The 23,774-nt window shown below is 65.4% G+C and carries 25 protein-coding genes; 7 read left to right on the plus strand and 18 right to left on the minus strand.

From position 1 onward, the window contains the following. The first annotated feature begins 29 nt into the window (after positions 1 to 29). A complete protein-coding gene (locus HMPREF3145_RS01700) occupies positions 30 to 1,553 on the plus strand; it encodes an adenylate/guanylate cyclase domain-containing protein (protein WP_070421533.1) in 1,524 nt (507 codons plus the stop codon). Between the two features lie 111 nt (positions 1,554 to 1,664). On the opposite strand, the gene HMPREF3145_RS01705 is transcribed toward HMPREF3145_RS01700, so the two are convergent. Then, the gene (locus tag HMPREF3145_RS01705; protein ID WP_070421534.1) at positions 1,665 to 2,774 is read right to left on the minus strand and encodes an HNH endonuclease signature motif containing protein; all 1,110 of its coding nucleotides are present in this window, start codon (positions 2,772 to 2,774) and stop codon (positions 1,665 to 1,667) included. Positions 2,775 to 2,838: 64 nt separating this feature from the next. Continuing rightward, the gene (gene topA, locus HMPREF3145_RS01710) at positions 2,839 to 5,706 is read right to left on the minus strand and encodes a type I DNA topoisomerase (protein ID WP_070421535.1); all 2,868 of its coding nucleotides are present in this window, start codon (positions 5,704 to 5,706) and stop codon (positions 2,839 to 2,841) included. 165 nt (positions 5,707 to 5,871) lie between these two features. On the opposite strand from topA, the gene HMPREF3145_RS01715 reads away from it, so the two are divergent. Continuing rightward, positions 5,872 to 6,498, plus strand: a complete 627-nt coding sequence (locus HMPREF3145_RS01715) for a DedA family protein (RefSeq protein ID WP_070421536.1) — start codon at positions 5,872 to 5,874, stop codon at positions 6,496 to 6,498. Positions 6,499 to 6,549: 51 nt separating this feature from the next. Here the strand turns inward: HMPREF3145_RS01715 and HMPREF3145_RS01720 are convergent, their stop codons facing one another. After that, positions 6,550 to 6,753 (minus strand): cold-shock protein, encoded by a 204-nt coding sequence (locus HMPREF3145_RS01720; protein WP_070421537.1) that lies wholly within the window; start codon positions 6,751 to 6,753, stop codon positions 6,550 to 6,552. Positions 6,754 to 6,937: 184 nt separating this feature from the next. Here HMPREF3145_RS01720 and HMPREF3145_RS01725 point away from each other — a divergent pair, with 184 nt between their 5' ends. After that, positions 6,938 to 9,271 (plus strand): DEAD/DEAH box helicase, encoded by a 2,334-nt coding sequence (locus HMPREF3145_RS01725; RefSeq protein WP_070421538.1) that lies wholly within the window; start codon positions 6,938 to 6,940, stop codon positions 9,269 to 9,271. Positions 9,272 to 9,282: 11 nt separating this feature from the next. On the opposite strand, the gene HMPREF3145_RS01730 is transcribed toward HMPREF3145_RS01725, so the two are convergent. From HMPREF3145_RS01730 to ssd, 7 genes are read right to left on the minus strand one after another with little or no spacing between them, the layout of a single operon-like run. Further along, entirely contained in the window at positions 9,283 to 9,603 is a 321-nt protein-coding gene (locus HMPREF3145_RS01730; RefSeq protein ID WP_070421539.1) for an Rv3654c family TadE-like protein, read from the minus strand. Continuing rightward, the gene (locus tag HMPREF3145_RS01735) at positions 9,603 to 9,872 is read right to left on the minus strand and encodes a hypothetical protein (RefSeq protein WP_070421540.1); all 270 of its coding nucleotides are present in this window, start codon (positions 9,870 to 9,872) and stop codon (positions 9,603 to 9,605) included. The genes HMPREF3145_RS01730 and HMPREF3145_RS01735 overlap by 1 nt, the downstream gene beginning before the upstream one ends. Then, complete coding sequence (locus HMPREF3145_RS01740; protein ID WP_070421541.1) at positions 9,872 to 10,063, minus strand: DUF4244 domain-containing protein; 192 nt, start codon at positions 10,061 to 10,063, stop codon at positions 9,872 to 9,874. Before HMPREF3145_RS01740 ends, HMPREF3145_RS01735 begins: the two co-directional genes overlap by 1 nt. Before the next feature lie 11 nt (positions 10,064 to 10,074). Continuing rightward, complete coding sequence (locus HMPREF3145_RS01745; RefSeq protein ID WP_070421542.1) at positions 10,075 to 10,632, minus strand: type II secretion system F family protein; 558 nt, start codon at positions 10,630 to 10,632, stop codon at positions 10,075 to 10,077. Further along, positions 10,629 to 11,375 (minus strand): type II secretion system F family protein, encoded by a 747-nt coding sequence (locus tag HMPREF3145_RS01750; protein ID WP_083279329.1) that lies wholly within the window; start codon positions 11,373 to 11,375, stop codon positions 10,629 to 10,631. The genes HMPREF3145_RS01745 and HMPREF3145_RS01750 overlap by 4 nt, the downstream gene beginning before the upstream one ends. Further along, positions 11,372 to 12,499: a TadA family conjugal transfer-associated ATPase gene (locus tag HMPREF3145_RS01755; protein WP_070421543.1), complete on the minus strand. Its 1,128-nt coding sequence runs from the start codon at positions 12,497 to 12,499 to the stop codon at positions 11,372 to 11,374. Before HMPREF3145_RS01755 ends, HMPREF3145_RS01750 begins: the two co-directional genes overlap by 4 nt. Then, entirely contained in the window at positions 12,500 to 13,519 is a 1,020-nt protein-coding gene (gene ssd, locus HMPREF3145_RS01760; RefSeq protein WP_070421544.1) for a septum site-determining protein Ssd, read from the minus strand. Positions 13,520 to 13,688: 169 nt separating this feature from the next. On the opposite strand from ssd, the gene HMPREF3145_RS01765 reads away from it, so the two are divergent. Then, positions 13,689 to 14,507 carry an HAD family hydrolase gene (locus HMPREF3145_RS01765; protein WP_070421545.1) on the plus strand — a complete coding sequence of 273 codons (819 nt, stop codon included), beginning with the start codon at positions 13,689 to 13,691 and terminating at the stop codon, positions 14,505 to 14,507. A gap of 118 nt (positions 14,508 to 14,625) precedes the next feature. Then, positions 14,626 to 15,135, plus strand: coding sequence for a phage holin family protein (locus HMPREF3145_RS01770; RefSeq protein ID WP_070421546.1), 510 nt, complete (start codon positions 14,626 to 14,628; stop codon positions 15,133 to 15,135). On the opposite strand, the gene HMPREF3145_RS01775 is transcribed toward HMPREF3145_RS01770, so the two are convergent. From HMPREF3145_RS01775 to nth, 4 genes are read right to left on the minus strand one after another with little or no spacing between them, the layout of a single operon-like run. Further along, a complete protein-coding gene (locus HMPREF3145_RS01775) occupies positions 15,132 to 16,319 on the minus strand; it encodes a MarP family serine protease (protein WP_070421547.1) in 1,188 nt (395 codons plus the stop codon). The genes HMPREF3145_RS01770 and HMPREF3145_RS01775 overlap by 4 nt on opposite strands. Positions 16,320 to 16,329: 10 nt before the next feature. After that, a complete protein-coding gene (locus HMPREF3145_RS01780; protein WP_083279330.1) occupies positions 16,330 to 17,028 on the minus strand; it encodes an NUDIX hydrolase in 699 nt (232 codons plus the stop codon). Further along, on the minus strand, positions 17,028 to 17,585 hold the full coding sequence (locus HMPREF3145_RS01785) for a TlpA disulfide reductase family protein (protein WP_070421548.1): 558 nt from the start codon (positions 17,583 to 17,585) through the stop codon (positions 17,028 to 17,030). Before HMPREF3145_RS01785 ends, HMPREF3145_RS01780 begins: the two co-directional genes overlap by 1 nt. Beyond that, on the minus strand, positions 17,582 to 18,373 hold the full coding sequence (gene nth, locus HMPREF3145_RS01790; protein ID WP_070614333.1) for an endonuclease III: 792 nt from the start codon (positions 18,371 to 18,373) through the stop codon (positions 17,582 to 17,584). The genes HMPREF3145_RS01785 and nth overlap by 4 nt, the downstream gene beginning before the upstream one ends. 250 nt (positions 18,374 to 18,623) lie before the next feature. Between nth and glxR the strand changes: the two genes are divergently transcribed. Continuing rightward, positions 18,624 to 19,307, plus strand: a complete 684-nt coding sequence (gene glxR / locus HMPREF3145_RS01795) for a CRP-like cAMP-activated global transcriptional regulator GlxR (protein ID WP_070421549.1) — start codon at positions 18,624 to 18,626, stop codon at positions 19,305 to 19,307. A 30-nt stretch (positions 19,308 to 19,337) separates the two neighbouring features. On the opposite strand, the gene HMPREF3145_RS01800 is transcribed toward glxR, so the two are convergent. From HMPREF3145_RS01800 to HMPREF3145_RS01810, 4 genes are read right to left on the minus strand one after another with little or no spacing between them, the layout of a single operon-like run. Continuing rightward, a complete protein-coding gene (locus tag HMPREF3145_RS01800) occupies positions 19,338 to 20,147 on the minus strand; it encodes an MBL fold metallo-hydrolase (RefSeq protein WP_070421550.1) in 810 nt (269 codons plus the stop codon). A gap of 41 nt (positions 20,148 to 20,188) precedes the next feature. Continuing rightward, on the minus strand, positions 20,189 to 20,650 hold the full coding sequence (locus HMPREF3145_RS01805; protein ID WP_070421551.1) for a RidA family protein: 462 nt from the start codon (positions 20,648 to 20,650) through the stop codon (positions 20,189 to 20,191). After that, positions 20,651 to 20,806, minus strand: a complete 156-nt coding sequence (locus HMPREF3145_RS11610) for a Sp36 family protein (RefSeq protein ID WP_092101229.1) — start codon at positions 20,804 to 20,806, stop codon at positions 20,651 to 20,653. A gap of 14 nt (positions 20,807 to 20,820) precedes the next feature. Beyond that, complete coding sequence (locus HMPREF3145_RS01810; protein WP_070421552.1) at positions 20,821 to 21,180, minus strand: WhiB family transcriptional regulator; 360 nt, start codon at positions 21,178 to 21,180, stop codon at positions 20,821 to 20,823. 182 nt (positions 21,181 to 21,362) lie between these two features. On the opposite strand from HMPREF3145_RS01810, the gene HMPREF3145_RS01815 reads away from it, so the two are divergent. Further along, on the plus strand, positions 21,363 to 23,765 hold the full coding sequence (locus HMPREF3145_RS01815; protein WP_070421553.1) for a transglycosylase domain-containing protein: 2,403 nt from the start codon (positions 21,363 to 21,365) through the stop codon (positions 23,763 to 23,765). The last annotated feature ends 9 nt before the right edge of the window (positions 23,766 to 23,774 follow it).

Raw genomic sequence — 23,774 nt, forward strand, 5'->3', positions numbered from 1 at the left:
AGAGTACCCGCGCGCTAAGGTGATAGACCATGGAACGTATCTGGCGCGAGCTGCAGTGGCTTTGGGGCACGTCGTGGCCTCTCTATGCCGCGACGGTGCTGGGCACCAACCTGCTCGGCGCCGTGGGCTGCATGTTGTTCGTGCGCTTCCTCATCCCGATGGATGCCGTCAACGAGTTAGGTCTCAACGGCCAGCTTGGGTTTATCGGGGTGTTGTATGCGGCGATCGCTGTTGTGCTCGGCATGATCGTCACGTTTTTCCTGTTCCGGCCGGTGCTGGAGTGGCAGCGGCGCCCGGATGATCATGACCCGAACATGGTGCGGCATTTGGTGATGCGTTTGCCGGTGTTGCAGACGATCATCGTTGTTGCGGTGTGGGGGTTGGGCATTGCGATTGTCACGGTGCGCACGTTGCTTGTCGACGTCCCCCTGGGCATCGTCGTCCTCGCCACCACCATCCTGACGTGTTTTGTGGTGTCGGTGCTCACGTATCTGCAGGCGGAGCGTCTCGTGCGTCCGATTGCGGCGTCGGCGCTGGCGCGGCGGTTCGAGGATTCGACGCTCCAGCCGCCGATCGCGTCTCGGTTGATGCTGACGTGGTTCACCACCTCCGCCGTGCCGATGGTCGGGGTGCTGCTGCTGGCTGTGGCGCAGCGCGTCGGCTACTTCCGGGACACCCCGGGTGAGATGACGGCGGCGATCGTGGCGCTGATCGCGGCGGGTATTTTCACGGGGTTTGTGGGGACGTCGTTTGCGACGGTGATCGTCGTCGATCCGATTAAGGAGCTGCAGGTCGCCATCAACCGTGTGCGCCGCGGTGAGGGCGATACGCAGGTGGACATTTACGACGGCTCCGAGATCGGCGTCCTCCAAGCCGGCTTTAACGAGATGATGCGGGGTCTGCAGGACCGCCAGCGTGTTCGCGACGTGTTTGCCAAGTACGTCGGTGCTGAGGTCGCACAGAAGGCGCTTGAGGAGCGCCCGCAGCTCGGCGGCGAGGAACGCAGGGTCGCGGTGCTGTTTATCGACGTCGTCGGCTCCACCACCTACACCGTCCAGCACACCCCCGAGGAGGTCGTGGAGGCACTCAACGAGTTCTTCGAGGTTGTCGTTGAGGTGGTGCACCGCAACAAGGGCGTGATTAATAAGTTCCAGGGCGATGCGGCGCTTGCGGTGTTCGGAGCGCCAGTTTCGCTTCACGACGCCGCCTCGCACGCCCTCCAAGCCGCCCGTGAAATCCAGCGCGGCTTGGAAGGCTTCGAGCTCAAGGCCGGCATCGGTGTCGCCTCGGGCCACGTGGTCGCTGGCCACATCGGCGGCAAGGACCGTTTCGAGTACACCGTGATCGGCGACGCCGTCAACGGCGCCGCCCGCCTCACCGACCTGGCGAAGGACACCCCGGGCATGGTGCTGACCAACGCCGCAACCCTGCGCGCGGCGAACGAGGTTGAGCAGCAGCGCTGGACGCTGATGAAGTCGGTGGAGTTGCGCGGGCGCAACAAGATGACGCAGTTGGCGCGCCCGGTGCGCTCCACAATGGCGGACCGCTCATAGGGCTCGGCGGCACCGCCCAGCGCGGCCCCAGTGCAGCGCGGCGCGGCAGCAGCCCCGGCCCAGCGCAGCGCGGCAGAACTCAGGCCTGCGGGCGCGCTCAATCGCGCCCGGTCAGTTGTTTCCGAACAGGAGCTGCATGGCTCCGGGGGTGTCGTTCGGCACTTCGTATCCGTTGGGTGAGACCCACACTGGGATGCCGTCCCGGATGCATATTCGGCCCCGTCTGACGATCCACGGGTCGTCGTCGTTCGTGCCGTTGTGGTAACTGCACAGGGGCACGAGGTTGGCCAGGTTGGTTTCCCCGCCGTGTCGCCAGGCGGTGATGTGGTGGATTTCGCAGTGATCGGCTCCGTGACGGCAGCCTGGCACCGGGCAGGTCGGCGACATCATCGACGCCAACGTGCGCTGCTTGTCGTTAGCAAAGCGCTTCGCCCGGTAGAGGTTCACCGCCCCCTCTGCAGGGTGGAACGCGGCAACCTCCAGGTCGGCGCCGAACTCGCGGGCGAGGAATTCGGCGCCGGTCATGGTGGTGCCGTCGGTAAGGATGAGCTCCACTTCGTCGCCGTGGCCGGACTGGATGCGGGTCCACTCCGGCAGCGGCACCAGGATGATGGGGCGCGGGGCGGCATACGGCATGGCGACCCCGGCGCCAGCCCCAGCAGCGCCGGCACCGGCGCCGTCAGCACCCCCAGCGCCACCGCGCAGCAGGCTCACCAACGCGTCGGCCATTTGCTCGGCGGCGGGCAGTGACGGGTCGATGAGCGAGCGCAGCAGGTGTTCCAGGTCCGCGATATCGCGCTCGGAGTAGGTCAGCGACATGTTGCGCATCCCGGAGCGTGATTTGGAGAAGCGGCACTGCTTCTTGGGGGTGGGTTTCGGGGTGGTGATGGTGTCGTCGATACGCCGCGACAGCGCTTTGTAGGAGCCCCGGAAGCGCAACAGTTCGAGGCGGAGGCGCCAGCGCTCGGCAAGGTCGGCGACGGCGGCAAGTTTGCGCTCAAGCAGGCAGATCTGGTCGAGCGGCATCCCGGCGGCCAAGCGGCGCGCGTCGGCTTGTTTGCGGGTGAACTTCGTCGCGCCGAAGTAGGTGGCGTGCGCCTGCGCCCACTTGCGTTTCAGGGCGGGATCGAGGGCGGCGAAGGCGGGCGCGGACTCGTCGAAACCCTGGAGCACGCTGATGTCGGCGTGCGCCAGGGCCTCGAGAATCTCGCGAAATGTCATGCCATGCACGCTAAGCGCACAGCACAACCCTTGTAAAGGAATTGTCCACTATATTGTGCAATCCCTAGCGCTTGCGAGCTTTGACCACGCGTTTTGTGGTCTGCTTCGGCTTGGTCACGCGCTTGGTTGCCTTCTTCTTTGTCGTCTTTTTCTTGGTGGCTTTCTTGCCGCCGTCTTCGGCTTCACGGGCGCGGCGCGCGGAGAGCAGTTCGTTGGCGCGCTGGTCCGTCATCGTCTCTGGCGTGTCGCCGCGTTGCAGCGACGCGTTGGTTTCGCCGTCGGTGACGTATGGGCCGAAGCGGCCGTCTTTGACGGTCATGGGTTTGCCGGAGACGTCGTTGTCGCCAAGCATCTTCAATGGTGGCTTGGCGGCGGCGCGGCCGCGGCGTTTCGGTTCGGCGTAGATGCGGCGGGCTTCTTCCAAGGTGATGGAGAAGATCTGGTCCTCGGACGCGAGCGAGCGCGAGTCGGTGCCCTTCTTCAGGTATGGGCCGTAGCGGCCGTTTTGGGCGGTGATGACTTCGCCGTCGGCGGGGTCGACGCCGACTTCGCGTGGCAGCGACAGCAGTTTCAGCGCTTCTTCGAGTGTGACGGAGGACGGTTCCATCGACGCGAACAGGGAGGCGGTTGCGGGTTTGAGCTGCTCGTCGACCAACTGCGCCATGCGCTTTTCTTTTTGCGCGGCGGCGGTTTTGGTTTCCCAGTTCTTGGCGCGTTTGCCTTCTTCGGCGCGCTGTTTGTCCTCTTCGGCGCGCTCGGCGGCGATGATTTCTTCGGCGCGGGCTTCGGCGGTGGTGCGTTCGTCGTCACGCACAAGCTCGGTGACGTATGGGCCGAAGCGCCCTTCCTTTGCGACGACCACACGCCCATTGGCGGGGTTCTCCCCCAGTTCGCGGCCGGACTGCGGGGTGGCGAAGAGCTTCTCGGCCATCTCGAGTGTGATTTCGTCCGGGGTTGCGGATTCGGGCAGGTTGGCGCGCTGGTACTCGGGCTCGCCTTCGGCGGTCTTACCGACGACGCGCTCGATGTAGGGGCCGTAGCGGCCGACGCGGACGACGACGGGGCGGCCTTCGGCGTCGTCGAAAAGTGTCAGCGAGTTCGCGGCGCGCGCGTCGATGGATTCGAGGTTGTTCTCGATCATGTGCTTCAGTCCACCGCGGCGCGCGAGGGCTTGGGCCATGGATTCCTTGGCGTCGGCGTCCCCGAAGTAGAAACCGGTGAGCCACTTGGTGCGGTCTTGGTTGCCGTGGGCGATTTCGTCGAGTTCGTCTTCCATGGAGGAGGTGAAGTCGTAGTCGACGAGTGCGTCGAAGTTGTTTTCCAAAAGCCCAACGACGGAGAACGCCACCCAGGACGGCACGAGTGCGTTGCCGCGGACAAAGACGTAGCCGCGGTCCTGGATCGTCTTGATAATGGACGCGTAGGTGGACGGGCGGCCGATGCCGAGTTCTTCCATCTTTTTCACCAGCGACGCTTCGTTGTAGCGCGCAGGCGGGTTGGTGGTGTGGCCGTCGGCGGTGACGGACTTGGTGGTCAGTTCGTCGCCCTTGGCCAGTTGCGGCAGGCGGGTTTCGTTGGATTGGCGGTCGGCGTAGGCGCGCAGCCAGCCGGGGAAGGTGACGGTGCGGCCGGTTGCAGTGAACTCGCAAGCCTCACCGGCGGCGTCGGCGGCGATGGTGATCTTGGTGGAGTTGCCGCGTGCGTCTTCCATTTGGGAGGCGACGGTGCGCTGCCAGATCAGTTCGTAGAGCTTGAACTCTTCGGCGTCCAGCGCGCCCGCCAGTTGTCCGGGGGTGGCGAAGCGTTCGCCGGCGGGGCGGATCGCCTCGTGGGCTTCCTGGGAGTTTTTCACCTTGCGGTCGTAGACGCGCGGCTTGGCGGAGACGTAGTCGGCACCGTAGAGCTCGCGTGCTGCGGCGCGTGCGGCGTCCAGGCCCTGCTTGGACAGGGAGGTGGAGTCTGTACGCATGTAGGTGATGTGGCCGTTTTCGTACAGGCGTTGCGCGATGCGCATGGTGCGCGCGGAGGTGAAGTGGAGTTTGCGGCCGGCTTCTTGCTGCAGCGTCGAGGTCATGAACGGTGCGTAGGGTTTGCGCGAGTAGGGCTTTTCTTCCACTGCGGTGACGTGCATCGGTGCGGTGCCGAGGTCGTCGACAAGCGAATGCGCTTTTTGCTTATCGACGACCACCGCATCCGACACCAACTCTCCCCGGTCATTGAAGTCGCGGCCCTGGGCGATGCGCTTGCCGTCGAGGGAGACGAGTTTGGCGTCAAATTCTTCGGAGGAGTGGGCGAGCGAAGCAACCAAATCCCAGTATTCGGCGGCGATGAACGCCATGCGCTCGCGTTCGCGCTCGACGATGACGCGGGTAGCCACGGATTGGACGCGGCCGGCGGACAGTCGCGGCATGACTTTCTTCCACAGCACGGGGGAAACTTCGTAGCCGTAGAGGCGGTCGAGGATGCGGCGGGTCTCTTGGGCGTCGACGAGATCCATGTCGAGTTCGCGCGTGTTTTCGGCGGCTTCGCGGATGGCAGATTCGGTGATCTCGTTGAACACCATGCGCTCTACCGGCACCTTCGGCTTAAGGGTTTCAAGCAGGTGCCACGCGATCGCTTCACCTTCGCGGTCCGGGTCTGTTGCCAGCAGGAGTTTGTCGGCCTGCTTGAGCTTGGCGCGCAGGTCGGTGACCTTCTTTTTCTTGTCAGCGGACACGACGTAGATCGGGTCGAAGCCCTTCTCCGGGTTGACGCCGAGTTTTGCCCACGGCTCGTTTTTGTACTTCGCGGGGATGTCGGCGGCGCGGCCCGGCAGGTCACGGATGTGGCCCACCGATGCTTCCACGATGTAATCGTCGCCGAGATACTTCTGTATCTTCTTCGCCTTTGTCGCGGACTCCACGATCACGAGAGTCTTGCCGTTTGCAGTCACGCTGACCTTTCCTCGATTCCCACTAAGCGTATGAGCGGTAAAACTTCCTCATTCTTATCAGACAACTAGCACATGGTTATACGGACGGGGGATTTTCTCGCCCCTGGCATTACACTGCGTTGGTGCCCTGGCGCGGAGTTGTTGGGGTGGAAAGGAGGACGCAGCGTGGTCGATTCACTCATTGAGTTTTTGCATACGTTGATGGGGTTGCCGATCTTTTACCCACTCGTCGTGTTGCTGATCGTTTCGGATGCGTTGGCGCCGGTGGTGCCGTCTGAAACGGTGTTGAATCTGGCTGGTGCGTTTTCCGCGTCGCGTGGTGTGCCAAACGTGTGGGGTGTGATCATCGCGGCGATTATCGGTGCGATTATCGGCGACAATATTTGTTTCGCCCTAGGCGCGAAGTTGATTCACCGGGTGGATAGGTTGGATCCGGATTCGAAGGCTGGCCAGGCGATTACGTGGGTGCGGGCCAACATGAACCGGGGTGCGGGCGCGATGATTATTGTTGCGCGGTTCCTCCCGTGGGCGCGTTGGGTGGCCACGATTGTGCTGGGGTCGGTGCGTTACAACTGGTTTAAGTTCTTCTTTTTCGACACCATCGGCGTGATCCTGTGGGCCTGCCTGAGTGTCGGCATGGGGTATTTGGGTGGCACGCTCCTGCAGCAGTACCCGCTTCTGGGCATGGTGCTGGGTGTAGTGCTGGGTTCGCTTGTGGGGTTTGTGATTCAGAAGCTGCAGAACCAGATCTTCGAGCGTTCTGATATTCGCCGCGGAATTAGTGCGGTGTAGGCATAAAAATTTCCCCCGGGCGGGTGTACCGTCCGGGGGATTCGCGCTGTTTTAGAGGGCGCGAACCTGCTGGGCCTGTGGGCCCTTGGCGCCTTCGCCGACCTCGAACTCGACCTGCTGGTTTTCTTCGAGGGTGCGGAAGCCGGAGCCCTGAATTTCGGAGTAGTGGACAAAGACGTCGGCGGAGCCGTCGTCGGGTGCGATGAAGCCGAAGCCCTTTTCGGCGTTGAACCATTTAACAGTTCCGGTTGCCATGGTGAAACCTTTCAAAATGTTGCATGTTTTTGTCGTCCACCAGGGCCTGTTTGGTCCTGGTGCCCGCGTGCACAATCCTCGCGAGCACCTGATGAGGCGCACACAAAATCTGTGACCGTTGCCCAGTCTGCCACGATTTGTTGTCGGGGGCACTGCTTTGGCCCGGCTAAAGTGGCTCACCATCATGGTTTCTGGTTTTGGCGATGAGCTCGTTTCGGTGCTTGCGCAGCGTTTCCCTGCTGCGACGGTGACGCATGTGGAGCATGAGCCGGCTCGTCTCGCGGTGTTTGGACAGTGGCCCGAGTGGGTGGAGCCGGGGTTGAAGCAGATGCTTATCGACGACGCCATCACCCTCCCCTACGCCCACCAAACCCAGTGCGCGGAGTTGGCGTGGGCGGGCCGGGATGTGGTGGTGGCGACGGGCACGTCGTCGGGAAAGTCGTTGGGCTATCAGTTGCCGGTGCTTTCCGCGTTGGCGGCGGATCCGAAGGCGTGCGCGATGTATCTGACGCCGACGAAGGCGTTGGGTTCGGACCAGTTGCAGGCAACGCTTGCCATGACGCGGGGGAATGCGGCGCTGTCGTCGGTACACCCGGCGCCGTATGACGGGGATACGCCACAGGAGTCGCGGGCGGGTATCCGGGAGCACACGCGCTATGTGTTTACGAATCCGGACATGCTGCACGCGGGCCTGCTCGGTGCGCACGAGCGTTGGGCGAGGCTGCTGCGCCATTTGAAGTTCGTAGTGGTGGACGAGTGCCACATCTACCGGGGTGTGTTCGGGGCGAATGTGTCGTTGGTGCTGCGCAGGTTGCTGCGGATCGCGAGGGCGTACGGGTCTGAGCCGACGCTGATTTTCGCCTCGGCGACCGCGGCGGATCCTGCGGGCCAGGCGTCGCGGCTGTGCGGGCGCGAGGTTGTTGCGGTGACGGAAGATGCGGCGCCCACCGGCGAGCGCACCATCGCGTTGTGGGAGCCGGGGTTTATCGAGGGCGCCGAGGGCGAAAACGGCGCGCCGGTGCGGTATCCGGCGACGACGGAGGCCGCGTCGATCATGTCCACGCTGCTGTTGCAGGGTGCGCGCACGTTGACGTTTGTACGCTCGCGCCGCGCGGCGGAGACGGTGGCTATGCGCGCCCAGGAGGACCTGGTGGTGGCGGGCCGTGCCGATTTCGCCGAACGCGTCGCCTCGTATCGTGCGGGGTATCTCGCGGAGGATCGCCGCGCCCTCGAGCAGCGTCTGGATAACGGCGATCTGCTTGGCGTGGCCACGACGAACGCGCTTGAGCTTGGCATCGACGTCGGGGGCCTGGACGCGGTGGTCATGGCGGGGTTTCCGGGCACGGTTGCGTCGTTTCGCCAGCAGGCCGGGCGCGCAGGCCGGCGCGGCCAGGGCTCCGTGGTGGTGATGGTGGCGCGCGACGAGCCGATGGATACTTACCTGGTTCACCACCCCGAAGCACTGTTGGGCCGGCCGGTAGAAAACAGCGTGTTCAACCCGGCCAACCCCTACATCCTGCGCGGGCACATGTACTGCGCAGCGGTGGAGCGTCCGCTTAGCGACGACGACGTCGCCGCCTTCAACGCCACCGACGTTGTCAACGACCTCACCGCCGAGGGGTTGCTACGCCGCCGGCCGCAGGGGTGGTTTGCGGTGCCCCAGTTGGAGGGGGAGGTCACTCCGGAGACGGCGCATTCGTCGGTAAGCATTCGCGGAGGCGTGGGTGAGGAAGTCATGATCGTCGATGTAACCGACGGGCGGCTGTTGGGCACCGTAGATGCGGGGCGTGCGATGAGCCAGGTGCACGACGGCGCGGTGTACATCCACCAGGGCGAATACTTTGTGGTGCAGTCGCTAGACCTGGACGATTACGTGGCGTTGGTGGCGCCGGAGCGGCCGGATTACTCCACGCAGGCGCGCTCCACGACCGACATCACGATCCTTGGCGAGCCGACAGATCTGGAAAACCCGTCGCCGGGACTGTGGGTGGCCAGTGTGGACGTGGAGGTCATCGACCGTGTCACCGGCTATGTCGTCCGGCTTGCCGACGGCACCGTCTCCGAACACATCCCCCTCGACCTGCCCGAGCAACGCCTAGTCACCCGCGCGGTGGCGTACACGATCGACCCGATGGTGCTGGACAAACTGGGTATTACGGCTGGCGAGATCCCCGGCGCGCTGCACGCCGCGGAGCATGCCGCGATCGGCCTGCTGCCCCTTTTGGCCACGTGCGATCGGTGGGACATCGGCGGCGTGTCCACGGCGTTGCACCAGGACACCATGCTGCCCACGGTGTTTGTCTACGACGGCCACCCGGGCGGCGCGGGCTTTGCCGACGAGGGCTTTGCCCGCTTCCACGAGTGGATCGCCGCGACCTACGAAACGGTGCGGTCCTGCGGCTGTAAGGACGGCTGCCCGTCCTGCGTGCAATCGCCGAAGTGCGGCAACGGCAACCAGCCACTGGATAAGCACGCCGCACTGAAGTTGCTCGGCGCGCTGGTGAGCATGACTGGCTGACCGGCTAGCCATTACGGCCCGGCGCGGGCGGTCGCTTCGGCGTGGCGCAGCCGCACGGCCACGATGACGTCGCCTTCGACGAACTCGCACGAGGTGACCTCAGCGCCGTTGTGGTTGGCGGTGGCGTTGCCCCAGGTGCAGGCATCGGCGCCACGGTACAGCGCGGTGGCTGCGGCGACGGCGGAAAGGTCCGCGGCCACGCGAGCGCGGTGTGCGTCGGCGGTGCGGGCCCCGGTGACCACCACCGCAAGGGCCAAGGAGACCACTGCGGTGATGATGCCTGTGGTGGTGACGGTGGCGGAGCCGGTGTCGTCGATAAGCAATCTGCGCATTAGAACTCCACGGGGAAGACCGCGGTGGCGCGCATGGTGCCAATCGGGGCGGGTACGGCGGCGGTAACGGTGGCCAGGCCTGCGGACTCGTGCATGCTCACCTCGCCGCGCGGGGCGGTGTAATCCACCCCCATGGCGTGCGCCCGGGCAGCAGCACCGGCGATGTCCACGGCGGCGATGTAGGCGGACATCGTGGCAATGCCGCCCACGATCGCAGCCGTGACCACCACGAGCGTGGCCATCGAAAGCGCCGTTTCAATCGTGGTCATTAGCCCGGGGTGTTGGTCAGGGCGCTGGTGATCACGTTCTCAATCGCGGAAACGACCCCGTCGCCGTTGACCACGAGATACAGCACCCCGGCAAGGGCAGCTGCCGCCAACGAACCGAAAGCATATTCGATGGTTGACATTCCGGCGTCGTTACGCAAACGCTGGATGAAGAAGGTGGAAATGCGAGTCATGATTGTTCCTTTCAGAAGTTGATGAGGTTGCTCCCGAGGCTGATCACCACAGGCGCGAGCCCGAGGACGAAAAACGCCGGGAGGAAAAACGCGGTGAGCGGGATGGCGATGAGTACGCCGGCGCGTTCCGCTTTGGCTTTGGCATGGTCGGCGGCGTCGGCACGCAGGTTTGAGGCGATACGTTCGCACCCTTGCGCCAGCGCCGCGCCGGACGCGTGCGTCATAGCGACGAGACTGGCCAAGTCCTCCCCGCCGGGAATGGCGTGGAGTTCCGACCAAGCACGCTCAGGTTCGACCCCGAGCGCGAGCAGCGCTGCGACGGTGTGCCACGGGCTGCGGTCACCGTCGTGAGTTTCGGCAACCGCGGCGGCTGCGGCACTGACCGGCAGGCCGGCCTCGAAGCAGGCGGCGAACAGGGTGATGTCGGCGGCACAGCGGTCCGGCAGCGCGTAGTCGGGTCCGTCGCGCGGGGTCTTCGGCGTGGGCGGCACCTGGCGGGTGACGCGCCGGGCGGGCTGCGTGGGGCTGACGGCGAGCGCGATGGCGATGAGCAGGGCTGCGGCGATCATGTGGTGGCTCCTTGGATGATGTGTTGGGAAACGATCACACCGGCGCACACCAGCGCGGTGCCGACAGTGAGCAGCGCTCCGCCGAGGCCTCCCCCGGTGAGCAGCGCGAGCGGGTTCGCACCCATCGCCGCACCCATGAGCAGGCCGGCGAACGGCAGCAGGGCGAGCACAACCGCGGTGGTTTTGGGTCCGGCAAGCGCGGCGTTGGTGGCGGCGCGGTGGCGTCGGGTGTGGTCGATGTCGTCGCGCGCGGCGGCGACCAGACGCGACAGCGGCACTCCCCTGCTGGCCGACAGTGCGAACAGCGGGGCGATGCGGGCGAACTCGTCCGTCTCGGCGGCAAGCGGTGTGCCAGTGCTGACGTGGTGGATGAGGTGTGCGACGTCGCGGGCGATCTCGCGCGGTGCGTGTTCGGCGGTGCGCTCTAACGCGGCGTGCAGTGGCGCGCCGGCTTCGACGTTGGTGCCAAGGTGGCCGAGGAAGGTGGCAACCGCTTCGGTGCGCTTGGAGGCGACGCGGGCGCGCCGTTGGGTATCTACAACCCACACCACCGTCGCCGCACCCATCGCTAGCGCGATGACCAGGCTGGCCCGGTCGAACGCTAGGGCAGCGAGCACCACGGCACCGATGCCCAGCGGGATAGCAACGCGAGGTGGAACAGCCAACGAGCGCGGCGCGATGCGAGCACTCGGGGCAGGCGGCGGGCAGGCAGCGGCGCCGGCGAGAAGCAACAGCGTGGTCATGACAGGAGCTCCTCGTAACCGTCGGCGGGGCCGGCGTCGGCGTCCCACACCACCTTGGCGCGCACGGGTTGGCCGTCGAGCACGCCGATCTGGCTCAGGCGGCGTGTGCCGTCGGGGTGGCGTTTGACCACGATGACCACGTCGATAGCTGCGGCGAGTTGGGCGTGCAGCCCGGCGCGATCCAGCCCGCCCAGCGCGGCGAGCGCTTCGAAGCGGGCGGGGACCTCGGCGATCGAGTTGGCGTGCAGGGTGCCGGCGCCGCCGTCGTGGCCGGTGTTCAGGGCCGCGAGGAGGTCGACGACTTCGGCGCCACGGATCTCGCCAACCACGACGCGGTCGGGCCGCATGCGCAGCGACTGGCGCACCAGGTCCGCAATGGTGATCTCGCCGGCGCCCTCGGAGTTCGCCCCGCGGGTGGTCAGGTTGACCACGTGCGGGTGGTCGGGTGTGAGTTCCAGGGTGTCTTCGATGGCGACGATGCGCTCGGCCGGGTCGACCTCCGCGAGCAGGGCGGACAGCAGCGTGGTTTTGCCGGAGCCGGTGCCGCCGACCACCACGAACGCTTTTCGCTTTGCGACGACCCCACGCAGCACCTCCGCAACCTCACCGCTCAGGGCGCCTCGCGCCACCAGGTCGTCGAGGGTGGCAGAGGCGGTGTGCAGCACGCGCAGGGAGATGCAGGTGCCGGCCTGGGCGGTTGGGGCGAGCACGGCGTGGAAGCGTAGGAGGGTGCCGTCGTCGCGGGTGATGTGGCCGTCGCAAAACGGTTGCGCGTCGTCGAGGCGGCGCCCGCAACTGGCGGCCAGGCGGGAGGCGAGCCGGCGCACGGCGGCTTCGGATTCGAAGCGCACCGCGGAGCGTTCCAGGCCCGCGCCCGAGTCGACGTAGACGCAGTTGGGGCCGTTGACGCAGATGTCGGTGACGGTGTCGTCGGCAAGCAGTGCTTCGAGGGGTCCGGTGCCGGTGGTGTCGTCGCGAAGTGTGCGCATCACATCCAGCACGCCGATGTCGCTGATCACCACGGCCTCTTCGCGGATGAGGGCTGCGATGCGGGCAGGCTCCGGGGTGGTGGGTTCGTCGGCGAGGCGGCGCTTGACGCGGGCGATGAGGTCGCGGTCGATCATTTAGGCCACCTCCTCGAGCACCGCATTGGCGCAGGCGGCTAGCGAACGGGGCACACGCGCGGGCAGGCCGGACTTCTCCACCGTGCGAGTCAGCCCGCGCACGTGTGGCAGGTGGGTGAGCACGGTGGCGCCGGTGGTATGCGCGATCTCCTCGTCGGTCAGCGCGGCCCAGGCGCTATCGCGCACAACCACCACACACGGCAGACCGGCGGCGGCGCACTCGGCGACGATACGGGTCGCGGCGGCAACTGAGCGCACCTCGGGCACGACCACCACGACGACCAGGTCGCTGCGGCCGGGAATCAGCGCGGCGGGCGCATCCACCACCGTCAGCCCTGCCCCGCCGACGGCGCCGGCGACGTGCTCCAACGCGGCCGCCTCCAGCCGGAACGGGTCCGCCACGCGCTGGCGCGGAAAGGTCAGCACCGCGATGTCGTCGGCGGTGGCGGGCAGCGCGCGGCGCACGTCGGTGCGCGCAACAGTGCCCTCACCGAAGTCGATCTCGCCCCACCGCGCGCCGGGGACGTGCTCGATGCCAAGCAGCAGGTCGAGCCCGCCGGAGAGCCAGTGCCCGTCGAGCAGCGTTGCCGAGTCACCCCGCGCCGCCACCCGACACAGCGCGGCTGCCAGGGTGGACGCCCCTGCCCCACCGGATGCGCCGACGACAGTGATCACCTTCCCGCGCGCCGCCATCGCCGCGGGCTGCACGACAAGGGCGCCAATGGCGCGCAGGAGGTCCGCGGCCTCGGCGGGCAGGACGAAGACCCGCTCGGCTGAATCGACCAGCTCCCCACCGACGCGGAACACGTTCGGCCCGTGGGGTGGGGGAAGTTCGGGGGCGCGGGTGTCGTCGATAAGCACTGCGAATGCTTTGGGCGCGCAGCGAGAGAGCTCGGCGGCATCGGCGGTGTCGATGACTTGGCGGCCGGTCGCGGCGGCGAGGTGGACGGCCTCGGAGTGGGTGGCTGGGTCTGCCACCGCCACCACGATCGGGCCGGCATGTGGGTGTGTGCGTGTCATGCCAATAAGTGTTTTTCACCAGCGCAAATACGGCAACCACCCTGTGGACAACTCGCAATCTGGGTGACATTTCAACAAATCGCCTGTGGACAACTCGTCACAAACGTTGACTTCTTTCACAGCGGGCCTACACTGCCCCACCAGCAAAGTGGGGCTAGACTGCTAAAGCATGTCTCCCACACGGCCGGTGGCGGCGTTTTTCGACCTGGACAAGACGATCATCGCGACGTCTTCCGCCTTCGCCTTCGGCAAAGAATTCCGCAACAACGGAATGATCACGCGACAAGAGGCGTGGGACCTCTACCTAACCAAAGCCCAGTACATGCTGGTCGGCCATTCCAGCGAGAAGATGGACGCCACGCGCGATTCGCTCGCCCAACTCATCGAAGGCTGGTCGATCGAGGACGTCCAGCGCATCACCCAAGAAACGATGCGCACCGTGGTCACGCCCGCGATTTACGCCGAAGCGCGCGAACTTATCGACGACCACCGCGCCCAAGGCCACGACGTCATCATCATCTCCGCCTCTGCATCAATTCTGGTTGAGCCGATCGCGCGCGAACTCGGCGTAGACACGGTCGTGGCTACCGAACTCGCGGAGAAGGACGGCAAGCTCACCGGTGAGATCACCCGTTACCTCAAGGGCGGGGCGAAGGCGGAGGCTGTGCGCCAGTTTGTCGCCGACCACGACTACGACCTGGAGCGCAGCTACGCCTACTCCGATTCCGCCACGGACATTCCAATGCTGGAACTGGTGGGCAACCCGGTGGCGGTGAACCCGGACCGGGCGCTTCGCAAGCACGCACTGTCACACGATTGGCAGGTGCGGACCTTTAAAAACCCGGAGCCGCTGATCCAGATGCCGAACGCCCGCGAGGTCGGCATCGGCGCGAGCGTGATCGCCGGCGTGACGGCGTTGGCGGTGGCTGGGGTGCTCATCGCGCGTGCGGTCTCCGGCAAATCTGGCGACAAGCGCCGCAGCGCGTGACGTTATGTTTCACCCCGATTCAGGCAAACACTGTGATGTGTCGCTAACATCGTTGGGAGAATTCCAGGCACCTTCCCAGGGTGCCTCATGCATAGCCACCCAGGAAGGTGAGTAAACAGTGAGCAACGAAGGTCTGTACACCAGCGGCTCGACCGCCGTAACCGCCAAGGTGGATTCGATTCCGCTGCGCGATACCGATGTGACGGTGCCGGGCCAGCAGTCCATCGGCACGCTGATCTCTAACGCGTCGGAGCAGGTGTCCACCCTGGTCCGCGGCGAGATCGAGCTGGCCAAGGCTGAGGTCATGGGCGAGGTGAAGAAGGGCGCCGTTGGCGGTGGCCTGTTCGGCGTCGCCGGCGTGATTGCGCTGTACTCCTCGTTCTTCCTCTTCTTCGCGTTCGCGGAGATGCTCGCATCCTGGATGCACCGCGGCTGGGCATTCCTGATCGTCTTCCTCATCATGATCGCCCTGGCTGGCCTGCTCGCGCTGGTTGGCCTGAAGAAGGTCAAGAAGATCAAGGCTCCGGAGCGCACCATCAGCTCGGTCAACGAGTTGAAGAACCTGAAGCCGGGCGAGGCTCAGAAGAACCTGACCAAAAACGAGGCTGGGCTCTACACCAGCCGCTAACCGCTGACGCAGGCTTGCGTATCGACGACACCGTTCAGCCTGGTCACATCCCCTACGCGCTGCTGCACCTGGTGTGCAGTCAGCGCGTAACCCGTTTCTGAGGCATCCAGGGACGCGCCGAAGATCATACCGGCGACCTCCCCTGCCGGGGTGAGCAGCGGGCCACCGGAGTTGCCCTGGCGGATGTCGCCGCGGATGGTGTAGGCCTCGCGCTCCACGCGACCGGTGGTGTAAATGTCCGGCCCTGCGATGGTCAGTTGGCTGCGGATGCGCGCCGGTGCGGCCTCGAAGGGACCGGATTTGGGGTAGCCCATGACCACGGCGTCGTCGCCACGCTGCAGCTCGCGTGCAGCCCAACGCAGCGGCGGCAGACCCAAGCCCTGGGCGTGCAACACCGCGATGTCGGTATCCGGGTCGTAGAGCACCACATCCGCCGGCTTCACGCCGACGACGGTGTCCAGGGAGACACGCTCGGTGCCGGCGACGACGTGCGCGTTGGTGAGCACGTAGCCATCCTCAAACACGAAGCCGGAGCCCATGAGCCGGCGGCGGCAACTCTCCGCATCACCCATGACGTGGACCACGCTCGGGCGGGCCGCCTCCACAACTTCGGGACGAAGCGCCGCGTTATCGGGTGCGTCCACCTGGGCGCCGTGCGGGGATTGGAAGGGGGAAACGAGCGGGGGCAGGCCGGACTCGTCGAGAAGCGCTGCGAATTTCGCGGGCAGTTTCCCGGCGCTCTCCGGAGCGGTGTCGTGGATTTTGGCCAGGATGTGCGAGTTGCGGATCCCGTCGCCCAACTCGCCAGGCACCGCCGACGCCAGCGGGATTGAGATAAACCACACCACCAGCGCCAGTGCGACCGATTGGAACAGTGCGCCCACCACCGAATCCACGAAACGCGTCAGGCGGCTGCGTACCCGCGCCCGCAAGTTGCCCCCGAGGGTCACGCCGAGCAGGTTGCCCAGGCCGACGAAGAGCACCACCACCGACAGCAGCAGCGTGATGCGGATGGGTTGGGACTCGGTGACGTCGAGAAGCAATGGCGCCACCGCCAGCCCCACCACGAGGCCCGCGATGATGCCGATTGCGGAGATCACAGCCGAAAACGCACCTTGGCGCCAGCCACTGACAAACGCAGCGACGACGGCAAGCCCAAGCAGAACGTCAACGACCAGGTGCATTCCGCAAATGTTACAGCTCGCGGTTGCGGGATCGGGCCAGCGCCTCGTAAAGATCGCCCGGAAGCTCGTCCCAGGCGCGCACCCAGCCGGCTAATTCCAGCACGACCGCCAGCAGGATTCCGGTAAAACCCCAGATGAGATAGTCGCGGGCCCAAAACGTCGGACCGGTCCAGTGCTTCCAGCCGAGTTTCGCGCGGTTGGCCGGATCCACCAGGTCGCGGACGGGAACGAAGAACACGTCGTCGGTTTCGAGCTCGCTTGCCGGGTACACCTCACCCGGGTCGGGTGCGTACGCCACCACGGGGCGCACCAGCCTGCGGCTGCCACCGGTTTTCACCTGCCCCATCACCGCCAGCGGCACAACCCGCTCAGGGGCCAGCCCCGTCTCCTCGTACGCCTCGCGCAACGCCGCCGCCACCGGGCCTGTATCTGTGGCGTCGATATGCCCGCCCGGAAACGCCATCTGGCCGGAGTGGCTGCGCATAGACGGGGTGCGGTGCGTGATCAGCACCCGAGCGTCCTCCGGCAGTTCCTCCGCGTCCGGGTCGCCAGCGAACACGATGAGCACCGCCGCCTGGTCCTCCCCCGGCGTTTGCGGCACGCGCGGGCCCAGCATCGCTTTGACCCGCGCATCGCCCTCGCCAGCGCGTAGCTTATCCACGAGCCCCCGCAGCCACACCGGTGCCCGTTCCGGCTGCACGGCAACCATCACAGCACCCCGCGCACGGCCTCGGCCAGCTCCTCGGCTGAGGTGAATTCCTTGGCAAACACGCCGATTTTTTCCTCGCCTCGGAACACGACGGTCAGCGGCACCACCGGCGGCAGGCCGAGCGTGCCGGCGAACACGTTGGAGTCGTCCTCAAAGCTCGGCAAGTCCACGCCGAGGTCTTCCAACAACGCCGCGCCGCGCGCCCCATCGCGGTCCGCGTGCACGCCCACCACGGTGTACTCGGGGTGCGCGCGGGCGAACTCCTCCACCACAGGCAACTCCGCCCGGCACGGTTCGCACCACCACGCCCACACGTTGGCCACGGTGATCTCCTGCTGCGCGCCGGCGGCCTCGCCGCCTAGGCACGCCAGGTCCACGCCGCCGACTGCGCCTTCCGGGCAGTCCGGACGTCCAGTCACCGGGGCAGATTGCTTCTCGACGACACCGTCGCCAGCCGGGGGCGTGGCGTCGTCGACAAGCAACGCCCTGGCACCCGCAATGACCAGAAGAGTCACCGCAACGATCGCGGCGACGCTGACCCAGATTGTGCGCTTCACAGGCCCACCATCCTCAAAATGTGGTCGCGCTCGGGCCCGGTGACCAGTTCGGCGGCTTCCTCCGGGTCGGTTGGGCCGACGCCGAAGGAGGGGCAGTCGAACGCGATCGGGCAAGCGCCGCAGGCCGGTTTGCGGGCGTTGCAGACGCGGCGGCCGTGGAAGATGATGCGGTGGGAGAACATGGTCCACTCGCGGCGCTCGATCAGTTCCGCGATCGCGTGTTCGATCTTCACCGGATCCGTCTCTTCCGTGAGCATCATGCGCTTGACCAGGCGTTGGAAGTGCGTGTCCACCGTCAGCCCCGGGTAGCCGAACGCGTTGCCGCGCACCACATGCGCCGTCTTGCGGCCCACCCCGGGCAGGGTGATCAGGTCCTCGAGCTTCTCGGGCACCTCGCCACCAAAATCGGTGACCAGCTTCTGGCCCATCGCGATCAGGTTCGCCGCCTTGGAGCGGTAAAACCCGGTCGAGCGGATAATCTCCTCCACCTCTGCCTGGTTGGCCTCCGCGTAGTCGGCGGCCGTGGGGTACTTGGCAAACAGCGCCGGGGTGACCATGTTCACCCGCACGTCCGTGGTCTGCGCGGACAATGCCGTAGCAACGAGCAACTCCAGCGGGTTAGTAAAGTCCAACTCCGCGTGCGCATCCGGGTACGCTGCCGCCAACGTGCGGTTAATACGGCGTGCCCTGCGCTTACGCCCGATCGGAGTCTCTTTCCCCTTCGCGGCGGGATGAGCGCCTGGGCGGCGATGTTTCAATGGAGAGGTCGAAGCGGCCATGCCCAACATGCTAGCCGTACACTATGGGTATGACCTTTTTGCTTGTGGCGCTGAATCCGCTTGTGCTCGGGGTGTTTCCGCTTTTCATGGAGCATGTGGAAGCAGCGGTCATCGGCTAGCACAGTTCCCAGTCGCGGAAAGACTATCCCACTGATTAGTTGAGCTGGTAGAGTTCCAGTTTGTGTGACGGTCACCGCTAATGGCACCGTTCGTGACCAATCCCACGCAGAATGCGTGAGCGACAGTCTGAGGAGGACTCATGGAAGGCGTTCAAGACACTCTTGCCCGCGCCGGCATCTTTCAGGGCGTCGACCCTGACGCGGTCGCCGCGCTGATCAACGATATGGACACCGTGGATTTCCCGAAGGGCACCACGATTTTCGACGAAGGCGAGCCCGGCGATCGCCTCTACATCATCGTCGAAGGCAAAATTAAACTTGCCCGCCATGCGCCGGACGGTCGCGAAAACTTGCTGTCCGTGATGGGCCCGTCCGACATGTTCGGCGAGCTCTCCATCTTCGACCCCGGCCCGCGTACCTCCTCCGCAGTCTGCGTCACGGACGTCACCTGCGCCACCATGGACTCCACCATGCTGCGCGAGTGGATCGACAACCACCCGGAGATCTCCCAGCAGCTGCTGCGCGTGCTGGCCCGCCGCCTACGCCGCACGAACGCGTCGCTGGCAGACCTGATCTTCACCGACGTGCCTGGCCGCGTAGCCAAGACCTTGCTGCAGCTGGCAAACCGCTTCGGTGTACATGAGGGTGGCGCGCTCCGCGTCAACCATGACCTCACCCAGGAAGAGATCGCCCAGCTTGTGGGCGCGTCGCGTGAGACGGTGAACAAGGCATTGGCCACGTTCGCTCACCGCGGCTGGATCCGCCTGGAGGGTAAAAGCGTGCTCATTGTTAACACTGAGCACCTCGCTCGCCGCGCGCGCTAACGGAGGCGCCCGCGGCGGGTCGAGAATCCGCTACTTGGCGTTGAGGTAGCGCAACGCCACACGCGTCGACTGTTCTGCGGCACCGCGCAGGACCGGGTCGACATCGTCGTAAATCGCATCGACCAGCGTATTGATGTCCGCGTTATCGCCGTGCTCCTTCAGTGCCTGACGGATTTGATCCAGGCGCTGGTTACGGCGATCGATGTACTTGCGGGCGTACGCAGACAGGTCCTCACCTTCCGGGCCGTGGCCTGGAAGCAGCATGACACCCTTGCCCTTTTCCTCGAGCATTTCCAGGGTGTCCAGGTACGCACCCAGATCACCGTCGGTCTCAGAGATCATGGTGGTGTGGCGACCCGCAATGGTGTCGCCGGTGATGATGCCTTCCGGCTTACCGTCGGTGTCTTCGCCCGGGTAGACGAAGAAGCACACAGAGTCACTGGTGTGGCCCGGCGTAGCGACGACCTTCACGCGCGGGGTAACCCCCTCAACGGAGATCACTTCGCCGTCGGTGAGCGGCTCAGCGCCGGAGGTATGGGACGGATCAAGGGCGCGGACCGGTGCGCCAGTGAGCTGGCGGAACCGTTCCGCGCCGTCTGCGTGATCGTGGTGACGGTGAGTCAACAGAATCAAGGCGACCTTGTCGGCCTTTGCCTGCAGCACGTTGAGGTGGCCCTCATCGGCCGGGCCCGGGTCGACGACGATGCTCGCCTCGTCGCCCTCACCTCGGATCACCCAAGAGTTCGTGCCCTCGAGCGCCGCGTAGCTGGGGTTCGGCACCAGGACCACCGCGGCGTTGGGGGTCACAGGGCGCAGCTGGCTGTATGCGGGATGTTTCATGGCTCCCACCCTACCCCGTCACGGCTGCGCCGATGGGCAAACTAGCCTTCGAGCTCCACGACAATCTCAACCTCAACCGGGGTGTCCATCGGAAGGACAGCAACACCGACTGCGGAACGTGCGTGTGCACCGGCTTCGCCGAAGATCTCCTGCACCAGTTCGGATGCACCGTTGATCACGGCGGGCTGCCCCGTGAATGCCGGATCGGAGGCCACGAAGCCCACGATCTTGACCACGCGGGCGACGTTGTCGATGCCCACGTGTGCGTCCACTGCAGCCAGCGCGTTCAGCGCAGCCTGGCGGGCGTAGCCGTATGCATCCTCCTGGGGTACCTCGGCGCCAACCTTGCCGGTGGCCGGCAGCTTGCCGTCCACAAATGGCAGCTGGCCGGACGTCCACACCTGGTTGCCGGTGCGTGTTGCTGGGACGTATGCGGCCACGGGTGCGGCCACGGTCGGAAGTTCAATGCCCAGTTCTTTCAGGCGCTCAGACCACTGTGCCATTTACTCAACCTCTCGTTTCATGTAGGCGACAACATTGTCCGGGTTCGGACCCGGGGTGACTGCGACGAGTTCCCAGCCGTCCTCACCCCAAGAATCCAGAATCTGCTTGGTGGCGTGCGACAACAGCGGAACGGTTGCGTATTCCCATTTCTTCATGGGATTCACCCTACCTAGAGGCCAATAATTTCGCCGCCGCTGGACAGGTGGGTTGCCCAGTCCTTCACGTGCGGGTTCTTACGCAGTACTGCGCGGCGCTGACGCTCGGTCAGGCCTCCCCATACGCCGAATTCCACCTTGTTATCCAGTGCGTCTGCGCGGCACTCAGTCATCACCGGGCAGGCGCGGCAGATGGCTGCTGCCTTGCGCTGCTCGGCACCGCGAACGAAGAGTGCATCCGGGTCGCCGCCGCGGCACTGGGCCTGGGTGACCCACTCGCCACGGTCGAAGACCAGTGTTCCCGTGGAGTCGCACTTCTTGGAGGTGGTCGGTCGCAGGTTGGTTGCCGGTGCCTTTTTCAAACTCGTGGTCATCGTGCGTCTCCTTAGACGTCCTATCCCTATCCGGAAGCGGAGCGGACTCCTTTTATACAATCGACCGCATATTAGCGATCCCATGTAAATGGAATCACACAGGAAATTCCATGTCGAATGCATCACATTTTTGGGGGGAGCATGGTATTCCCCCACGCCACAGATTGAATTAAGGTGTTGGCGTGTCTGCCCTGAAAAGCTTAGGAAACCTGCTGGTCGCCGTCGTCGCATCAGCGCTTGTCATGGCGTTATGCCTGGCGCCGATCGCAGGTCTTGGGGGTGCCGCAATTGCGCGTACCGACGAGACCATGCAGTCCAATCTCTCCGACCTCACCCACGGCGACGTGCCGGGCGTGACCACGATTACGGACGTCAACGGCAAACCCATGGCGTGGATCTTCAAACAGCGCCGCTATGAGGTGCCCAGCGAGCAGATCTCGCAGTACGCCAAGGACGCGCTGGTTTCTACGGAGGACCGCCGCTTCTACGTCCACGAGGGCGTGGATATGCAGGGCTTTGCCCGCGCGCTGGTGACCAACGTGCTGGCCGGCGGTGTGGAGCAGGGCGCGTCCACGGTGAACCAGCAGTATGTGAAGAACTACCTCTGGCTCATCGACGCGGAAAACGAAGAGGAAGCCCTCGCCGCAACCGAGCAGTCCATCCCCCGCAAACTGCGCGAAATGCGCATGGCATCCGATCTAGACAAGACGCTGGAGAAGGACGAGATCCTTACCCGGTACCTGAACCTGGTGTCGTTTGGTCAGCACTCCTTTGGCATCGAGGCCGCCGCCCGGACCTACTTTGACACCAGCGCCGCCAAGCTCAACCCGGCCCAGGCTGCGATGCTGGTGGGCCTGCTGCAGTCGGTGGAGGCGCTCAACCCGTATACGAACCCGGAAGGGGCGGTGCGTCGTCGCAACGTAGTGCTCAACAACATGGCCGCTCAGGGCTACATCGAGCAGTCCGAGGCCGACCGCTGGGCGGGCGCCCCGTTGGGCATTCTGGACAAGCCGAAAACACTGCCGGAAGGCTGCATCACCGCCGGCGACAACGGCTTCATGTGCGATTACGCCCTGCGCTACCTGGCGGAAAAGGGCCTGGACCTGGACACCATCAAAAACGGGTCCTACACCATCAAGACCACGCTCGACCCGAACATCCAGCAGGTCGCACTCAACGCGGTGCGCAACAACGTCAGCCCGCACACCGCAGGCGTGGCGCAGGTGTTGGACATTGTGGAGCCCGGCGCGGACTCGCGCAACATCAAGGCGATGGTGTCTTCCCGCTTCTATGGCCTGGACCTGGACCAAAGCCAGACGATCCTGCCGCAGCCTGTGTCGTTGGTGGGCAACGGTGCAGGCTCCGTATTCAAGATCTTCACCGCGGCCGCCGCGCTTGAGCAGGGCTACGGGCTGAACTCCATGCTGAACACACCGGCGCGTTCCGTGGTGTACGGCATGGGCGCAGGCGGCGCCGCGAACTGTCCGCCGGGTGCATATTGTGTAGAAAACGCCGGCGTCTATGCACCGAAGATGAGCCTGCAAGACGCGCTTGCACAATCGCCGAACACCACCTTCATTGAGCTGATTCAGACCGTCGGTGTTGCCCCGGTCGTGGATCTTGCGGTGCGCCTGGGCCTGCGCTCCTACAAGGACGACAACTCGTTTGGGGACGGCCGCTCCATCGCCCAGGCCGCCAAGGAAGAAAACATGGGCTCGTTCACCCTCGGCCCCTTGGCCGTCAACGCGCTGGAACTGTCCAACGTGGGCGCCACCTTGGCCTCCAACGGGCGCTGGTGCGAGCCGAACCCGATCGCGAGCGTGACCGATAAGAACGGCCGTGAGGTCTTCATCGACCGTCCTGCCTGCGAGCAAGCCATCGACCCGGAGATCGCCGCCGCTTTGGCTGCCGGCATGTCGCACGACATTGTCGACGGCACCGGCGCCGACGCCGCAAAACGCAACCATTGGAGCGCACCCACCGCCGCGAAGACCGGCACGACCGAGTCGCACCAGTCCTCCGCGTTCCTCGGCTTCACGCTGGGCATGTCGGCGGCGCCGTACATCTTCAACGACGGCACCCAAACCACCCCGCTGTGCACCGCCCCGGTCCGCCAGTGCGGCGTGGGCAACCTCTTCGGCGGCAACGAGGCAGCCAACACCTGGTTCCAGGCCGCCGCGGGTGTGCCCGGCGCGGCCTCAGGCCTTCCGGCGGCGAGCGCGAAGTACCAGACTGGTGCGCGCCGCGCGGCCGTGGACTCCGTGGTTGGCCAGTACTCCTCCGCCGCGAAATCCCAGCTGGAGGCCCAGGGCTACAAGGTCGTGTTGAAGACGGTGCCGGGCGGCGGTGCCCCGGCCGGCCAGGTTGTGTCCATCACCCCGGCGGACGAGTCGCTCGCGCGCGGCTCCACCATCACCCTGAACGTCTCGGACGGCTCGGCCCCCTCCAGCACCGCGCCGAGCCCATCCCCGTCCCCGTCTGCTCCCCCGAGCCCCGCTGCCCCACCGGCGCCGGACTTCAGCGGCATCGAGCAATCGCTTAACGACGCCCGCGACGCCATCGCCAACGCCTTCGGCAACAACTAACGCGGCTGG

The organism is Corynebacterium sp. HMSC05C01 (genome assembly GCF_001807155.1).
In the GTDB taxonomy this organism is placed as follows: Bacteria; Actinomycetota; Actinomycetes; order Mycobacteriales; family Mycobacteriaceae; genus Corynebacterium; species Corynebacterium coyleae.

Coding starts and splice junctions, on each gene's coding strand:
- HMPREF3145_RS01740 (WP_070421541.1), bottom strand. CDS start 10,063: ATGACTCGCATTTCCACCTTCTTCATCCAGCGTTTGCGTAACGACGCC.
- HMPREF3145_RS01805 (WP_070421551.1), bottom strand. CDS start 20,650: ATGGCACAGTGGTCTGAGCGCCTGAAAGAACTGGGCATTGAACTTCCG.
- HMPREF3145_RS01720 (WP_070421537.1), bottom strand. CDS start 6,753: ATGGCAACCGGAACTGTTAAATGGTTCAACGCCGAAAAGGGCTTCGGC.
- nth (WP_070614333.1), bottom strand. CDS start 18,373: ATGTTGGGCATGGCCGCTTCGACCTCTCCATTGAAACATCGCCGCCCA.
- glxR (WP_070421549.1), top strand. CDS start 18,624: ATGGAAGGCGTTCAAGACACTCTTGCCCGCGCCGGCATCTTTCAGGGC.
- HMPREF3145_RS01735 (WP_070421540.1), bottom strand. CDS start 9,872: ATGACCACGATTGAAACGGCGCTTTCGATGGCCACGCTCGTGGTGGTC.
- HMPREF3145_RS01730 (WP_070421539.1), bottom strand. CDS start 9,603: ATGCGCAGATTGCTTATCGACGACACCGGCTCCGCCACCGTCACCACC.
- HMPREF3145_RS01780 (WP_083279330.1), bottom strand. CDS start 17,028: ATGGTTGCCGTGCAGCCGGAACGGGCACCGGTGTGGCTGCGGGGGCTC.
- HMPREF3145_RS01750 (WP_083279329.1), bottom strand. CDS start 11,375: ATGACCACGCTGTTGCTTCTCGCCGGCGCCGCTGCCTGCCCGCCGCCT.
- HMPREF3145_RS01765 (WP_070421545.1), top strand. CDS start 13,689: ATGTCTCCCACACGGCCGGTGGCGGCGTTTTTCGACCTGGACAAGACG.
- HMPREF3145_RS01755 (WP_070421543.1), bottom strand. CDS start 12,499: ATGATCGACCGCGACCTCATCGCCCGCGTCAAGCGCCGCCTCGCCGAC.
- HMPREF3145_RS01705 (WP_070421534.1), bottom strand. CDS start 2,774: ATGACATTTCGCGAGATTCTCGAGGCCCTGGCGCACGCCGACATCAGC.
- ssd (WP_070421544.1), bottom strand. CDS start 13,519: ATGACACGCACACACCCACATGCCGGCCCGATCGTGGTGGCGGTGGCA.
- HMPREF3145_RS01775 (WP_070421547.1), bottom strand. CDS start 16,319: ATGCACCTGGTCGTTGACGTTCTGCTTGGGCTTGCCGTCGTCGCTGCG.
- HMPREF3145_RS01725 (WP_070421538.1), top strand. CDS start 6,938: ATGGTTTCTGGTTTTGGCGATGAGCTCGTTTCGGTGCTTGCGCAGCGT.
- HMPREF3145_RS01745 (WP_070421542.1), bottom strand. CDS start 10,632: ATGATCGCCGCAGCCCTGCTCATCGCCATCGCGCTCGCCGTCAGCCCC.
- HMPREF3145_RS11610 (WP_092101229.1), bottom strand. CDS start 20,806: ATGAAGAAATGGGAATACGCAACCGTTCCGCTGTTGTCGCACGCCACC.
- HMPREF3145_RS01810 (WP_070421552.1), bottom strand. CDS start 21,180: ATGACCACGAGTTTGAAAAAGGCACCGGCAACCAACCTGCGACCGACC.
- HMPREF3145_RS01800 (WP_070421550.1), bottom strand. CDS start 20,147: ATGAAACATCCCGCATACAGCCAGCTGCGCCCTGTGACCCCCAACGCC.
- HMPREF3145_RS01700 (WP_070421533.1), top strand. CDS start 30: ATGGAACGTATCTGGCGCGAGCTGCAGTGGCTTTGGGGCACGTCGTGG.